This window comes from Krasilnikovia cinnamomea (assembly GCF_004217545.1).
Taxonomy (GTDB): Bacteria; Actinomycetota; Actinomycetes; order Mycobacteriales; family Micromonosporaceae; genus Actinoplanes; species Actinoplanes cinnamomeus.
Map to the genome: position 1 here is coordinate 6,969,366 of NZ_SHKY01000001.1, position 13,977 is coordinate 6,983,342.

Genomic DNA, 13,977 nt, shown 5'->3' on the forward strand with positions numbered 1-13,977 from the left:
GGACCCGACGGTCCCGGCCACAGCGGCAGGGGTCACTTCCCGTTCTTGCCCTTGGCCGGCTGCGTCGTGGCCGCGGGGGCCGGCGTGGTCGCGGCCGGGCTCGGGGTGGCCGACGGCGGCGTGTCCCGCATGATCCGGCCGCGGCCGGCTTCGACGGTCTCGGTGGAGGAGGACGAGGGCTTGCTGTCGAACGCGGCGATGACCGGGCCAGCGGCGGTGGCCGCCAAGCCGATCGTCGCCGCGACGACGGCGAGGGTGGACGCGATCCGCACGCGCATGGGGGGAGCTCCTTGGGTGTCGGGGGGACCTTGCTGTGGTTTCAGATTCGGTGCGGTGGGTTGCGGACCGGTGCGGCCTCGGGTGCGGAACGGTTGCAGACCCCAGCGGAACGGTTGCAGGCCTCAGATCCGGCCCCGGGCCGCCGTCAACATCCACCCTTCGCGACCGGGCGATTACACCGCGCTATCGCGGCCAGTCGGCGAGGCGGTTCCGTACGGTGCGTACGTCGTCCGGGGTCAGCCCGTACACGGCGAACCGGGCGTCGTCGAGGCGGTCGAGGTAGCGGCCGGCGGCGGCGATGTCGGGGTGTTCGAGTGCCGGGTCGGCGGCGTGGGCCAGGGCGAGAACCCGGTCCAGCGGGTAGCGGCCCAGGGCGGCGGCGACGTCGATGTAGTCGCGTACCTCGCGGCGGTTGACCAGCGCGGCGACCTTGGTGGCGACGAGGTCGTCGAGGTGCATGACCGGTCCGAGATCCATGACCACGGGGGCGTACCGGCGGTCGAGCCGGCACAGGGTCAGCCGCAGCGCCCCGCCGCGCCCGGTGACCGTGAACTCGCGCAGGTCGGCGTCCATGCCGGCGAACAGTTCGTCGGTCGCCTCGCGGTGCACGGTGTACCCGGCGGCGGTGAGCGCGGCGGTGACCTCGCCGGCGGCGGCGGCGACCCCGCCGTCGGTGTCGGTGAACAGGTCGATGTCCTCGGTGGGGCGCTGCACCAGACCGGTGAGCAGCCACGCCACCCCGCCGCCGAGGACGAAGCCGTGTTTGTCCGCGACCGCCAGCGCGACCCGCGCGACGTGGGCGTAGAAGCCGTCGACCGGCACGTCAGCGGGCGGCGGCGCGGCGCAGCACCGGGTGGCGGGCCTCCCAGGCGGCGCGTACGCCGCGGGGCAGGTTGAGCTCGGGCCACAGCCGCACCAGGGTGGGGCCGTGCAGGTGGGCGCGCAGCTCGTCGACGCGGACGGCCTCGCGCAGCACGTTCTCGTACAGCCACAGCCGCATGGTGGGCTGGTCGAGGTCGAAGGTGCGGTGCGGGTTCCACCACAGCCGCAGGGGCAGTTCGACCAGGCCGTGTTCGGGCCCGGTGAGTTCGCGCAGGGTACCGGCCACGAGGACCGGGCGGTGGGGCCGGGCCAGATGGGCGACGGGGGCATCGCGCGCGGCGGCGGGCATGTGGCCAGGGTAGACCGTCTCCCGGCCCGCAGGACAATTCCTAGAATCCTAGGACACCTTAGAGGGTGCGCGCGGGCTCACGGTTCGTCCCGAAGGGGCGCCGCCGTCCGGCGCGCCACCCCGGGGGAGAGGCGGGCGCCGGACGGCGGACACTCAGCGCCGGATCGTCACCTTGATCCGGGCGGTTTCCGTGGAGGGCCCGACGGCGTTGAGCGCCGCCGTGCTCACCCAGTAGCTGCGGCCACCCGCCAGCCCGGCCAGGGTGCAGGTGCGTACGGTGGCCTTCGTCGTGCACTGCTCCGCCACCGAGCCGCCGCTGCGGGCGGTGTACACCCGCACCCGGTAGCCGGTCACCGGCGTGCCGCCGCTGGACGCCGACACCGCCCAGCTGACCTGCACCTTCTTCCGGCCCGGTGTGACGCCGACGTTGCGGGGCGTTCCCGGTGTCGTCCACGGCGTGCCCTTGACCCGGACCGCGTTCGCGGGGCCCTGCCCGGCGCTGTTGGTCGCGGCGACGCCGACGAAGTACGGCACCCCCTTGGCCAGGTTCTTCAGCACGCAGGCGCGCGCCTCGGGCCCGGCCGTGCAGGTGGAGACGGGCTCGCCGCCGGACGCGGCCCGGTAGGCGCGGGCGGTGTAGCCGGTGACCGGGGCGCCGTGGTCCGACTCGGGCTCGTTCCAGGCGGCGGTCAGGCTGCCCTTGCCCGCGCCGACGCGGACGTTGGTCGGTGCCGACGGTGCGGTGGGTGCCGACGCGGTGACCTCGTACCGTTCGTCCTGGGCCGGGCTCTCACCGAGGGCGTTGCTGGCGCTGACGGCGAGGTAGTAGGTCTGGTCCTCGGTGAGTCCTTCGATGGCGCACGAGGTGTCGTCGCCGTCCTCGCTCGCGTCGCCGCCCTCGGGGTCGCCGCCCTCGGGGTCGCCGCCCTCGGGGTCGCCGCCCTCAGGGTCGCTGCCCTCAGGGTCGTCGTCGGCCGGTACGACCGCGCAGCGCCCCGCGACGGTGCCGCCCTCCGGTTCGGTGAAGGCCCGCACGGTGTAGCCGGTCAGCGGGGAGCCGCCGTCATCGTCGGGCTCGGTCCAGGACGCGGTGATCGTGCCGGGTCCGGTGGTGGCGTGCACGTCCTGCGGGGCTTCCGGCGCGCTCTGCCCGTCGGCGCCGCTGGGCTGCAGGTAGATCCGCAGGTACGGCGAGCCGTAGTCGAGGGCGTCCGTGCTGAGCTCGACGCCGCCGTCGCGGGGTGTCACGGTGATCGGCAGGCTGGTCTGGGTGTTGGTGTCGACCAGGTCGAAGCCGGTCTCGACGGCCTCCTGGGCGGTGGTGTCGCGCGTGGTGAACCAGCTCTCGGGCAGCCACACCGTGAGCGAGCCCCGGACGGGGTGGCCGTCGGCGTCGAGGTGCGGGTTCCGCATGAAGCCGTGGAATCCCAGATGGGGCACCTCGCTCCAGTCCGCGAACTCGAACCCCATCGGGGCGGTCTGCGCGTCGGTGGTGAGGTATGCGCCGTCGCCGACGTATCCGCCGTTGGCGAGCGCGTCTGTGTCGGAGGTGGTGCCGGAGAACCGTGGTCCGCTGGCGTCCGGGTCGGCCATCTCGTCGGGGTCACCCGTGACGTCGCCGCTGGCCCAGTCGACGTGGGTCGCGCGGCCGGTGATGTGCAGCGTGTTGTCGCCCTGCTCGTCGGTGGTGGTGGTGACGCGCAGGTCCTCGGCGGCTGCGTTGGTGAATCGGGGTACCCACGACCCGGTGCGCAGAACGAGGGCGAGGTGCCCGCCGGTGACGTTGTCGGGCTGGCCGGCCCAGCCGTCCACCGCCCAGCGCAGGCTTTCGCCGACCGTCTCGGTGGTGGCAGTCAGTCCGAATTCGTCGAGCGGCGCCGGTTGGCCACCGACGGGGGTGAGGGTGGCGGCGGCGATGCAGTAGGTGGCGGCGTCGTCGGCGCACACCGGCCACGCGTCGGCCGGCCAGGCCTGTTCGGCGGCGGCCGGCAGGGCGGGCAGCAGCGCGGCGGCGAGCAGGCCGGCGGCGGCTCCGGTCAGGATGCGGGTCGGTGTGGTCGCGCGTCGCGGCATGGTGCTCCCCGGGTGGGAACCGGCGGATCCGGTTCGGTTCCGGAACTGATCGGTGCGGGGGTGCGGATCTTGACCTGTTTTTGAGCCGTTCTTCAGCTGTTCTTCAGCCGGGCCTTGGACGGCTGGGTCACACCCGCCCCCGGGTACGGCACGGGCGCGCTCGGCGCTGGTAGTTTGGTGCGCAGCCGGCACCACCCACGCGGGAGAGACCGCCGGGCCCGTTCACGCGGTCCCAGCGGCGCCGAAGGGGCAAATCCTCCCCGGAACCTCTCAGGCAAAAGGACCGCGGGGGCAGGCGCTCTGGAGTGCCCCATGGGTGCGACAGAGGGGGAGGTTGCTTCGTCGACCTTCTCTGCAGCAGGAGCCCGCCATGACGTTCGCAGCCCGCCACATCGGTCCGGATCCGGACGAGCAGGACCAGATGCTCAAACTCATCGGGTACGGCTCGATGGAGCAGCTGATGGACGCCGCGATCCCCGAGGTGATCCGCTGGCACGGGCGGCTGGATCTGCCGGAGGCGGCGTCCGAGGAGGAGACGATCGCCGAGCTGCGTGCGATCGCGGCCCGCAACACGGTGGCCACCTCGATGATCGGCCTGGGTTACTACGGCACCTTCACCCCGGCGGTGATCCGCCGCAACGTGCTGGAGAACCCGGCCTGGTACACGGCGTACACGCCGTATCAGCCGGAGATCAGTCAGGGCCGGTTGGAGGCGCTGCTGAACTTCCAGACGATGGTCACGGATCTGACCGGGCTGACCACGGCGAACGCGTCGATGCTGGACGAGGGCACCGCGGCCGCGGAGGCGATGACGCTGGCCCGGCGCGCCTCGAAGAGCAAGAGCTCGGTGTACGTGGTGGACGCGGACACGTTGCCGCAGACGCTGTCGGTGCTGCGGACCCGGGCGGAGCCGCTGGGTATCGAGGTGCGGCTGGTGGATCTGGACGCCGGGCAGGCGCTGCCGGAGGAGTTCTTCGGGCTGCACCTGCAGTACCCGGGTGCGTCGGGTGCGGTGCGCGACCATTCCGCGCTGGTGGCGGCGGCGCACGCGGGCGGCGCGCTGGTGACGGTGGCGGCGGATCTGCTGGCGTTGACGCTGCTGCGGGCGCCGGGGGAGATCGGTGCGGACATCGCGGCGGGCACGACGCAGCGCTTCGGGGTGCCGCTGGCCTTCGGTGGTCCGCACGCGGGTTATCTGGCGGTGCGTTCCGGTCTGGAGCGCTCGCTGCCGGGCCGGCTGGTCGGGGTGTCGAAGGACGCGGACGGCGCGCCCGCGTACCGGCTGGCGTTGCAGACCCGCGAGCAGCACATCCGGCGGGAGAAGGCGACCAGCAACATCTGTACGGCGCAGGTGCTGCTGGCGGTGATGGCCAGCATGTACGCGGTGTACCACGGGCCGGAGGGGTTGCGGGCGATCGCGCGGCGTACCCATGAGCGGGCGGCGGCGATCGCGGCCGGGCTGGACGCGGCCGGGGTGCGGGTGGCGCACGCGGAGTTCTTCGACACGGTGACCGCGGTGGTGCCGGGCCGCGCGGACGCGGTGGTGGCGGCGGCCGCGGCGGCGGGTGTGGATCTGTGGCGGGTGGACGCGGACCGGGTGTCGGTGGCGTGTGACGAGACCACGACCGAGGCGCACGTGGCGGCGGTGCTGTCCGCGTTCGGGGTGGCGCCGGTGGCGTCGGTGGTCTCGGCGATTCCGGCGTCGTTGCGGCGTGAGAGTGACTTCCTGACGCATCCGGTGTTCCGTACGCATCACTCGGAGACGGGCATGCTGCGTTATCTGCGCCGGTTGTCGGACCGCGACTACGCGCTGGACCGGGGCATGATCCCGCTGGGGTCGTGCACGATGAAGCTGAACGCGACGACCGAGATGGAGCCGGTGACGTGGCCGGAGTTCGCGGACATTCACCCGTTCGCGCCCGCGTCGCAGACCGCGGGGTATGAGGCGCTGGTCGCGCAGTTGGAGGCCTGGCTGGCGGAGCTGACCGGTTACGACGCGGTGAGCGTGCAGCCGAACGCGGGTTCGCAGGGTGAGTTGGCGGGGTTGCTGGCGATCCGCGGCTACCACCGGGCGCGGGGGCAGGCGCACCGGGACGTGTGCCTGATCCCGTCGAGTGCGCACGGCACGAACGCGGCGAGCGCGGTGATGGCGGGCATGCGGGTCGCGGTGGTGGCGTGTGACGCGGACGGCAATGTGGACGCCGCGGACCTGGACCGCAAGATCGAGGCGCACCGCGACGACCTGGCGGCGATCATGGTGACGTACCCGTCGACGCACGGGGTGTACGAGACCGGCATCGCGGATCTGTGCGCGAAGGTGCACGACGCGGGTGGTCAGGTGTATGTGGACGGGGCGAACCTGAACGCGCTCGTCGGGTTCGCCAAGCCGGGCCGGTTCGGGGCGGACGTGTCGCATCTGAATCTGCACAAGACGTTCTGCATTCCGCACGGTGGTGGCGGTCCCGGGGTGGGTCCGGTGGCGGTGCGCGCGCATCTGGCGGAGTTCCTGCCGGGGGATCCGTTGTCGGCGTCGGGGGAGCACGCGGTGTCGGCGGCGGCGCACGGTTCGGCGGGGATCCTGCCGATCTCGTGGGCGTATCTGCGGATGATGGGCCCGGAGGGGCTGGCCGCGGCGACGTCGGTGGCGGTGTTGTCGGCGAACTATGTGGCGGCGCGGCTGCGGGAGCACTACCCGGTGCTGTACGCGGGCAACGACGGCCTGGTGGCGCACGAGTGCATCCTGGATCTTCGGCCGTTGACGAAGGCGACCGGCATCAGCGTCGACGATGTGGCGAAGCGGTTGATCGACTACGGGTTCCACGCGCCGACGATGTCGTTCCCGGTGGCGGGGACGTTGATGGTGGAGCCGACGGAGAGCGAGGATCTGGCGGAGCTGGACCGGTTCTGCGCGGCGATGATCGCGATCCGGTCCGAGATCGACGCGGTGGCGGCGGGCCGGTGGCCGCGCGACGACAATCCGCTGGTGAACGCGCCGCACACGGCGTCGTCGGTGGCGGCGGACGAGTGGTCGCACGCGTATCCGCGGTCGGTGGCGGCGTACCCGGACGGGGTGGACCGCACCGCGAAGTACTGGTCGCCGGTGCGGCGCATCGACGGCGCGTACGGGGACCGGAATCTGGTGTGCGCGTGTCCGCCGCCGGAGGCGTTCGAGGACTGAGGGCCGACCGGGGGCGGCGGGCCGTCGGCTCGCCGGCCCCGCGCGGGTCGGTGGTGCGCTCGCGGGGGGTCGGTGGCCGTGTGGTCGGCGCGGGGGTGCGTGGTAGCCACGTCCCGGGGTTGGTCGCCGAAACCGTTTCGGCGATTACTTAATGTGACGGCGCGGGTGCGCGCCGGGGGGTCGCCGCGGTCAGGCGGCGAGGGCGTGCCGGGCGGGTCCCCGGTGCGGTTCGATCATGGTGCCGTCGGGCAGGATCTCGCCGGTGTCCTCGAACAGGATCACGCCGTTGCAGAGCAGGCTCCAGCCTTGCTCGCAGAAGGTGGCGACGATCCGGGCGGCGTCGCGATCGACGGCGTCAGCGGACGGGCAGGGGGGTTGGTGCTGGCACATCGAGTGTTCTCCGGTCGCTGCTGTGTGATGATTCACAAGGACGGTGAGGAAGATTACCTCAATCCGAACGAGGGCGGATCGAGGAAGTGACGGCGTCTCATTGACAGAGTCCTCGGTACCCATGGTCCGCGAAAGTGAGTTTCCCGACCACTTTCCGACACCTCCGGTCTGGTCGCCGCCGGGCGCTCCGGCGCGTTGCCGGGGCTGTCACCGTCCGTCACATTCTTTCGCGTGGTTTCTCGGTGACGGTGGTGACCCTGCCGAGCTTCTTACCGGCTTCCTGGTGGATAACGGACTGCCCGTGCGAGACGTTCACGCGCCCGCGCGGAGTGCGCATCCGGACGCAACGGGCACCCCATGCGGCGCGGCCGTGTACGTGTCCGCCGCCGCGGGCGCGGCGATGGCCGGGGGACCGACCGGGGCACCCACCCCGGTTCCCGGCATTCCCGACGTGGTCGCGGTGCTGTACACGCACGGCGCCGCCGACCCGCCGCCGCCCGCCGACCCGGGGTTCGCCCTGGGCGCCTGGGCGCAGAGCTGGTCGCGGGCGGACCACGCCGCGGCCGTGACCGGCGTACGCGAGGCGATCGCCCGCGGCGACGTGTACCAGGTGAACGTCGTCGGGCACGCCAGCGCCCCGTACACGGGGGATCCGGCGGCGGCCCTGGCCCGGGTGGCCGCGCTGCCGGGCGCCCGCTACGGCGGGGTGCTGGCGGGTGACGGCTGGGCGATCGCGTGCGCGTCGCCGGAGACGCTGGTGCAGGTGCGCGACGGCCGGGTCACCACCCGCCCGATCAAGGGCACCCGGCCGGCGACCCCGGCGGGGCGGCGCGAGCTGCTGGCGTCGGCGAAGGAACGCGCCGAACACGTGATGATCGTCGACCTGGAACGCAACGACCTGGCCCGGCTGCCCGGCGTCGGCCCGGTGCGGGTGGACGAGTTGTTCGCGGTGCGCCGCTGGTGCGGGCTGTGGCAGGCGGAGTCCGTGGTGTCGGCGCCGCTGACCGGTGAGCTCGGCCTGGCGCAGCTGTTGCGGGCGGTGTGCCCGGGCGGTTCGGTGACCGGGGCGCCGAAGCTGGCCGCGCTGGCGCAGATCGCCCGGTGGGAGCCCGTGGGGCGGGGCGTGAGCATGGGCGCGCTCGGCTGGGTCGGCCCCGGCCACGTGGACCTGGGGCTGAGCATCCGTACGGTGGCGGTCGACGGCGCGCGGGTGCACGCCTGGGCCGGGGGCGGCATCACCTGGGGCAGTGACCCGGTGGCCGAGGTGGACGAGGCCGCCGCGAAGGCCGCCCCGATCCGCGCGGCTCTGGCCGGAACATCGAGGAGCGACGCATGACGGTACGTCCCATCCGCCGCTACGGCGACCCGGTGCTGCGGGTGGCCGCGCCACCGGTGACGGTGTTCGACCGGGAGCTGGACGCCCTGGTCACCGACCTGGAGGACACGGTGCGCGAGCCGGGCCGGGCCGGGGTGGCCGCGCCGCAGATCGGGGTGAGCCTGCGGGTGTTCTCGTTCCACGTCGCGGGCCGGGTGGGGCACCTGGTGAACCCGGTGCTGTCGGAGCTGTCCGGGGTCAGCGAGGAGGAGGAGGGCTGCCTGTCGCTGCCCGGGCTGGGCTTCGCGACCCGCCGGGCGGCCACGGTGACCGCGCGCGGCGTCGACCGGCACGGCGAGCCGGTGACGATCCACGGTACGGGCCTGCTGGCGCGGGCACTGCAGCACGAGACCGACCACCTCGACGGGCGGCTGTATCTGGACACGCTGACCGGTGACACCCGCCGCCAGGCCCTGCGTGAACTGCGGCGTACGTTTCCGGCCCGCCGCTAGGTGGTGCTGACGACGTGGGAGCGGGCGACGGTGAGGCTCTGGGTGCCCTCCTGGGTGTGCAGCACCCGGTCCGCGTTGACGTGGAAGATGTACCGGGTGCGCGGCCGCAGCCCGGTGACGGTGGCGGTGGCGGTGTGGCAGCCGCGCCCGGGCGTGACCATGCTCCACGGCACCTGCGGCTGGGGCCCGTCCAGCAGGTCCTGGGAGATCGCCGTGACCCGGTAGTCGACGACGGAGTCGTCGCCGGGGTGGTGCCAGCTGACGACCGCGGTGGCGGTGCCCGGCCGGACGTTGGCTAGGGAGATCACGCCCGGCCGGTGTGCCCCGACGCAGGGTGAGGCCGCGGGTTGCACGGCGGCCGTCGGGGACGCGGAGCTGGAGGTCGCCCGGGCGGGGGAGCGGGACGCGGTGGGTGTCGGTGACGCCGTCGGGGTCCGGGACGCCGCTGGTGTGGCCCCGGTCGCCACGACGATCCAGCTCTGCCCGGTGGGCATGGCCGCCGGGGACGGCCCGGCGTCGTTGGGCGTGCCTTGAGCGCATCCGCCCAGCGCGAACGGAACAACGGCGCAGAGCGGCACAAAACGGCGAATCACGGCGGGTTCCCCTTTCCCGTCGACCAAATGGGGTCGGCGACACCATCGGCCGCCAGGGGCCCCCGCCTGAGCCCCACCCCGGGCCCTCGCCCTGGTCAGAGCACGACGATCCGCGGGTGCGGGTGGCGCAGGAAGTCGTGGTGGGAGATGTCCCAGCCGTACGCGCCGGTGCGGGCGAACACCAGCACGTCGCCGACCCGCAGCCGGGACACCGGGTGGGCGCGGGCCAGCACGTCGCGGGGGGTGCACAGTTCACCGACCGCGTCCACGGCGACCCCGCTGACCTGCGGGCGGGCCCAGTCGTACGGCCAGTCGTCGACGGGCAGCACCGTGAACGGGTGGCTGTAGCCCCACGCGGCGGGCAGCCGGAAGTGGTGGGTGCCGCCGCGCAGCACCGCGAACCACCGGCCGTGGGTGTGTTTGAGGTCGAGCACCTCGGCGGCGTACCAGCCCGCGTCGGCGGCCAGGATCCGGCCCGGTTCGACGATCAGGTCCAGGCCGGTGAGGTCGAGCCCGGCGAGCCCGGCGCGCAGAACGGCGAGGTCCATCACGGCCGCACCGGTGTAGTCGACTCCGAGCCCCCCGCCGACGTTGACGACGCGCAGGTCGACGCGGTGCGCGGCGGCGCGGGCGCGGGACCAGTCCAGCGCCTCGGCGACGAAGGTGGCGTGCGCGGCCGCGTCCAGGTTGTTGGAGACCGCGTGCAGGCCGAAGCCGTGGACCCGGATCGCGGGCAGGGCGGCGGCCAGCGCGAGCACGTCCGGCAGGTCGCGTTCGTCGACGCCGAACGGGGTGGCCGTGCCGGTCATGGCGTGGCTGCCCGGCAGCGCGGCGCCCGCCCGGTTGACCCGTACCGTGATGTCGGCGACCCGGCCCGCGGCCCGCGCCGCCGCGTCGAGGCGGCGCAGTTCGTGCCCGCTCTCGACGTTGACCAGCGCGCCCGCCGCGAGGGCGGCGGCGAGTTCGGCGTCGGTCTTGGCCGGGCCACCGAACACGATCCGGCGGGCGCCCGCGGCCACCGCCAGGGCGAGTTCGCCGCCGCTGGCCACCTCCAGGCCGTCGCAGGCCGTGGCCAGGGCCTGCACGAGCGCGGGATGGCCGTTGGCCTTCACCGCGTACAGCAGGGTCGCGGTCGGGGGCAGGGCGGCGCGGACCTCGGCGGCCCGCCCGCGCGCCGCCGCCGTGTCGTAGACGTACGCGCACACCGGCCGGGGCAGGGCCCGCAGCGCGGCGGCGACCCGCTCAGGCGCGCGCATGCAGCGGATTCGGTACGGGCACGTACGCGTCGCCGTCGCCGTGCAGCCGCATCCGGACCAGGGCCTTGTGGGCCATCGTGGGGGCGGTGAACGCGGCGTGGTCGGCGCGGGCCGCCCCGCCCAGACCGGCGTAGGTGTCGTCGAGCCCGGCGTAGGTGTCGTCGACGGCGGCGCGGACCTCCCGCCAGGCGGCGGCCTCGTCCAGGCCGTGCGCCGCGCCCAGCCGGATGATCAGCTCGCCGAGGTGGGCCTGCAGCGCGGTGTAGCCGAGTTTGGCGCGCAGCACGTCGGCGTCGCCGGTGGCCACCACCGAGCCCGGCCACAGGGCGACGGTGTGCCCGGCCGCCGCGAGCCGCCCGGGGTGCAGCCGCAACCCGGCGAAGTCCCGTACGGCCAGCCGGTGCGGGCGACCGTCCACGAAGGTGGGCAGGCAGTTCTGCAGGTGCGCCTCCAGGGCGGCGCCGCGGGCGGTCAGGCGCAGCAGCGGCGGCAGCAGCAGCCGCGCGTACGCCGACAGCCACCCGCGCGGCCCCAGCCCCGACGCGGTGACCAGCCCGGCGGCCAGCTCGGGCAGGGCGCTGCCGGGCACGGCCCGTTCCCCCGGGTGCAGCCGGCCGGTGAGCCCGTCGCGCAGGATCGCCGACATGTCGCGGCCGGTGCCGGCCGGTACGGCCGCGCCCGCGGTCTCGGCCATCAGCAGCAGCCGGTGGCCGTCCGGGTCGTCGGCCAGCATCGCGGCCAGCAGCCGGGCGACGGCCGGCCCGTTGCGGGTGCTGGCGACGCTGATGCTGCGCCGTGTCGAGGTGACCTGGATGTCCAGCGACACCTTGGCGTAGTGGCGGCGCCCGTCGGCGGCGGGCGGCAGCAGCAGGGTGCGCAGCGCCGCGGTGGGCGCCGCGGGCAGCCGCGCGTCGAGGATGCGTACGGTCCCCGCCCGCAGCAGGTCGCCGTGGCGTTCGGGCAGCACGGTGTCGCGTTGCCACGGGTGCACCGGCTGCAGCCGGTAGCCCGGCGGCGCGGCCGGCAGTTCGGGGTAGGCGGCCGCGAGCGCGGCGCCGAGGTCGTCGCCGGAGTGCGCGTCGGCGCGTACGGCCACGAACCCGATCGTGGTGTGCCCGGCCTCCAGGTCGTGGGCGAGCACGTCGGTGGTGTCCCAGCCCAGCCGGGTCCGGCCGCACGGGTGCAGGTTGTGTCCCGCCACGGCGAGCCGTTCCAGGCGCAGCGCGTCGGCGTCCGGGTCGTCGCCGGTCACCGGGTGTGTTGCGGCGCGGGCCTGCGCGATGGCGAGGTTGACGACGGCGTTGCGCAGTTCGGCGGCGAAACCGGTGGCGTTGCCGGGCAGCCCGGCGGGGAGCAGTTCGGCCGGGTCGGCGGCGCCCGCCCGGTCGTACTCGACGCGGCCGAACGCGTGGTGGCGCCCGCCGCCCGCGTCGGCGGCGAGCCCTTCGCGGACGAGGGCGCCGCGCAGCCGCCGCCCGACCGTGTCGGCGGCCCCGGGCAGCGCCGCGAGGAACGCGTCGACCAGGTCGGGGGCGTGCACGGCCAGGGCCGCCTCGGCGTGCGCGGCCGCGGCCGCCAGCGGCGCCCCGGCCAGACTGCGGGTCATGCGCTGGCCGCCAGCGGGTTCGGCAGGTGGGCCCACAGGTCGGTCAGCGGGTCGGTGGCCAGCCGCATCGCGGTGGTGGCCTTGACCGGCAGCGGGTCCTGCAGCAGCCGGGCGGCGTCGGGGGTGCCGGCGGCGCGGAACGCGGCGCCCAGCACCGCCCACAGCCGGGCGGGTTCGGCGCCGTGGTGGCGGGCCAGGCCCGCGACCAGTTCCCCGAGGGCCGTGCCGAGCGCGGCGGCCAGCTTGGTGCGCAGCACGCCGTCGTCGTCGGTGCCCAGGTCGCCGTGCAGGGGCGGGCAGTCGTGCCCGGCGGCCCGGACCCGGCGCGGGCTGACCCGGATCCCGCCCAGGTCGCGGTAGACGATCCGCGCCGGGCGCCCGGCGTGCAGCACGACGAGGGTGTTCTGCCCGTGCGCCTCCAGCGCGACGCCGCGGTGCAGCACCGTCAGCAGGGGCGCCACGAGCACGCCGGCCAGGTCGGCCAGCCACGCGTACGGGCCGGCGCCGTGGTCGCGGACCGCCTCGGTGAACAGTGGCCGGCCGTCGGCGGGTGAGGCCGCGGACAGCGCGGCCAGCGGCAGGACCGTCTCGCCGGGCGCGACGTGCGGGGCGCGGCGGCGCAGGTAGCTCAGGCGCCGGTCCGGTGCGCCGTCGACGAGTGCGGCACCGGCGGCGGTTTCGGCCAGCACGGTCAGCGGCAGGTCCCGGGTGAGCTGCGCCAGCAGCGTGGACAGCGGCGGGCCGTTGCGCACGGCGGCGGGGGAGACGGTGCGGACCGCGGAGGTCATCTGTACGTCGACGGCGGTCTTGACGTGGTCGCCGCCGCCGATCGGGGCGAGGGTGCGCAGCGACATCAGTGGTCGGGTGGGGGCGGTGTCGCCGTCGTCGGCCAGCCACGGGTGTTCGGTCAGCAGCCGCCGCGCCTGCCACGGGTGGGCGTACAGGATCGGTGGGGCGTTGCCGTGCCACCGGTCGGGCGGTACCCGCAGGCGGCGCAGCCGCACCACCGGCCGGTGTTCCGGCGCGTACGCGAGGACCTCGGCGGTGCTCAGCCCGGCCCGGGTGCGGCAGCACGGGTGCAGGGGGTGCCCGTCGGTGACGGACTGTTCGAGGCGGCCGAGCCCGTCGGGGTCGCCGGCGGCGGCCTTGAGCGCCGGGGTGCCGCCGTGCGGGGCGGGCTGGTCGGCGCGGGCCAGGGCGAGGTTGGCGACGCTGTCGTCGAGTTCGGCGGCGAGCCGGTCGCCGCCGGGCAGGTCCAGGGTGCGCAGCAGGTCACCGGGGTCGGTGTGGGCTTCGGGGCCGACGTGGACGGTGAGCCCGGCCGGCGCCTCGGCGAACGGGGCCGCGTGCGCGGCGGCGGCGCGTACCTCGCGACCGTCGTCGAGGTGCCACCGCAGGTCCCCGCCGCCGGTGGGCGCGGGCCGTACGCCGGGCAGGGTTTCGCGGTGCAGGGCGCCGACGAGCCGGGCCAGGACGGCGGCGCGGGCGGCGGGCAGCGCCGCGTCGTAGGCGGTGAGCAGGTCGGGGCGCAGCGCGGTGAGCGAGTCGCGGGTGCGCGCCGGGTCGGCGGTGGGCCGGTTCGTCGGCTGGGGCACGCGCCCATT

At 74.8% G+C, this 13,977-nt stretch carries 12 protein-coding genes and 1 riboswitch; of the genes, 3 read left to right on the forward strand and 9 right to left on the reverse strand.

Going from position 1 to position 13,977, the window contains the following annotated elements; all coding sequences use genetic code 11:
* Positions 1-32 precede the first annotated feature (32 nt).
* From EV385_RS30780 to EV385_RS30795, 4 genes are all read right to left on the reverse strand, one after another.
* A complete protein-coding gene (locus tag EV385_RS30780; RefSeq protein ID WP_130512624.1) occupies positions 33-278 on the reverse strand; it encodes a hypothetical protein in 246 nt (81 codons plus the stop codon).
* A gap of 184 nt (positions 279-462) precedes the next feature.
* Positions 463-1,101, reverse strand: a complete 639-nt coding sequence (locus tag EV385_RS30785) for a nucleotidyl transferase AbiEii/AbiGii toxin family protein (RefSeq protein WP_130512625.1) — start codon at positions 1,099-1,101, stop codon at positions 463-465.
* Between the two features lies 1 nt (position 1,102).
* A complete protein-coding gene (locus EV385_RS30790; RefSeq protein WP_130512626.1) occupies positions 1,103-1,450 on the reverse strand; it encodes a hypothetical protein in 348 nt (115 codons plus the stop codon).
* A gap of 153 nt (positions 1,451-1,603) precedes the next feature.
* Positions 1,604-3,523: a fibronectin type III domain-containing protein gene (locus tag EV385_RS30795; RefSeq protein ID WP_130512627.1), complete on the reverse strand. Its 1,920-nt coding sequence runs from the start codon at positions 3,521-3,523 to the stop codon at positions 1,604-1,606.
* Between the two features lie 190 nt (positions 3,524-3,713).
* Positions 3,714-3,819: riboswitch (glycine riboswitch) on the forward strand.
* Between the two features lie 74 nt (positions 3,820-3,893).
* Here EV385_RS30795 and gcvP point away from each other — a divergent pair.
* Positions 3,894-6,701 (forward strand): aminomethyl-transferring glycine dehydrogenase, encoded by a 2,808-nt coding sequence (gene gcvP, locus EV385_RS30800; protein ID WP_130512628.1) that lies wholly within the window; start codon positions 3,894-3,896, stop codon positions 6,699-6,701.
* 189 nt (positions 6,702-6,890) lie between these two features.
* Here gcvP and EV385_RS30805 read toward each other — a convergent pair whose 3' ends face one another.
* The gene (locus EV385_RS30805; RefSeq protein ID WP_130512629.1) at positions 6,891-7,091 is read right to left on the reverse strand and encodes a DUF5999 family protein; all 201 of its coding nucleotides are present in this window, start codon (positions 7,089-7,091) and stop codon (positions 6,891-6,893) included.
* A 121-nt stretch (positions 7,092-7,212) separates the two neighbouring features.
* Here EV385_RS30805 and EV385_RS30810 point away from each other — a divergent pair, with 121 nt between their 5' ends.
* Positions 7,213-8,427, forward strand: coding sequence for a chorismate-binding protein (locus tag EV385_RS30810; RefSeq protein WP_130512630.1), 1,215 nt, complete (start codon positions 7,213-7,215; stop codon positions 8,425-8,427).
* Positions 8,424-8,918: a peptide deformylase gene (def, locus tag EV385_RS30815; protein WP_130512631.1), complete on the forward strand. Its 495-nt coding sequence runs from the start codon at positions 8,424-8,426 to the stop codon at positions 8,916-8,918. Before EV385_RS30810 ends, def begins: the two co-directional genes overlap by 4 nt.
* On the opposite strand, the gene EV385_RS30820 is transcribed toward def, so the two are convergent.
* The 4 genes from EV385_RS30820 to EV385_RS30835 form a co-directional block, all read right to left on the reverse strand.
* The gene (locus tag EV385_RS30820) at positions 8,915-9,511 is read right to left on the reverse strand and encodes a fibronectin type III domain-containing protein (protein WP_130512632.1); all 597 of its coding nucleotides are present in this window, start codon (positions 9,509-9,511) and stop codon (positions 8,915-8,917) included. The two genes, def and EV385_RS30820, sit on opposite strands and share 4 nt — an antisense overlap.
* A gap of 95 nt (positions 9,512-9,606) precedes the next feature.
* Positions 9,607-10,767 (reverse strand): alanine racemase, encoded by a 1,161-nt coding sequence (locus EV385_RS30825; RefSeq protein WP_130512633.1) that lies wholly within the window; start codon positions 10,765-10,767, stop codon positions 9,607-9,609.
* The gene (locus EV385_RS30830) at positions 10,754-12,373 is read right to left on the reverse strand and encodes an IucA/IucC family protein (RefSeq protein WP_130512634.1); all 1,620 of its coding nucleotides are present in this window, start codon (positions 12,371-12,373) and stop codon (positions 10,754-10,756) included. The genes EV385_RS30825 and EV385_RS30830 overlap by 14 nt, the downstream gene beginning before the upstream one ends.
* Positions 12,370-13,968, reverse strand: coding sequence for an IucA/IucC family protein (locus tag EV385_RS30835; RefSeq protein ID WP_207230021.1), 1,599 nt, complete (start codon positions 13,966-13,968; stop codon positions 12,370-12,372). The genes EV385_RS30830 and EV385_RS30835 overlap by 4 nt, the downstream gene beginning before the upstream one ends.
* Between the last annotated feature and the right edge of the window lie 9 nt (positions 13,969-13,977).

Coding starts and splice junctions, on each gene's coding strand:
- EV385_RS30805 (WP_130512629.1), bottom strand. CDS start 7,091: ATGTGCCAGCACCAACCCCCCTGCCCGTCCGCTGACGCCGTCGATCGC.
- EV385_RS30780 (WP_130512624.1), bottom strand. CDS start 278: ATGCGCGTGCGGATCGCGTCCACCCTCGCCGTCGTCGCGGCGACGATC.
- def (WP_130512631.1), top strand. CDS start 8,424: ATGACGGTACGTCCCATCCGCCGCTACGGCGACCCGGTGCTGCGGGTG.
- EV385_RS30790 (WP_130512626.1), bottom strand. CDS start 1,450: ATGCCCGCCGCCGCGCGCGATGCCCCCGTCGCCCATCTGGCCCGGCCC.
- gcvP (WP_130512628.1), top strand. CDS start 3,894: ATGACGTTCGCAGCCCGCCACATCGGTCCGGATCCGGACGAGCAGGAC.
- EV385_RS30810 (WP_130512630.1), top strand. CDS start 7,213: ATGGTCCGCGAAAGTGAGTTTCCCGACCACTTTCCGACACCTCCGGTC.
- EV385_RS30825 (WP_130512633.1), bottom strand. CDS start 10,767: ATGCGCGCGCCTGAGCGGGTCGCCGCCGCGCTGCGGGCCCTGCCCCGG.
- EV385_RS30830 (WP_130512634.1), bottom strand. CDS start 12,373: ATGACCCGCAGTCTGGCCGGGGCGCCGCTGGCGGCCGCGGCCGCGCAC.
- EV385_RS30795 (WP_130512627.1), bottom strand. CDS start 3,523: ATGCCGCGACGCGCGACCACACCGACCCGCATCCTGACCGGAGCCGCC.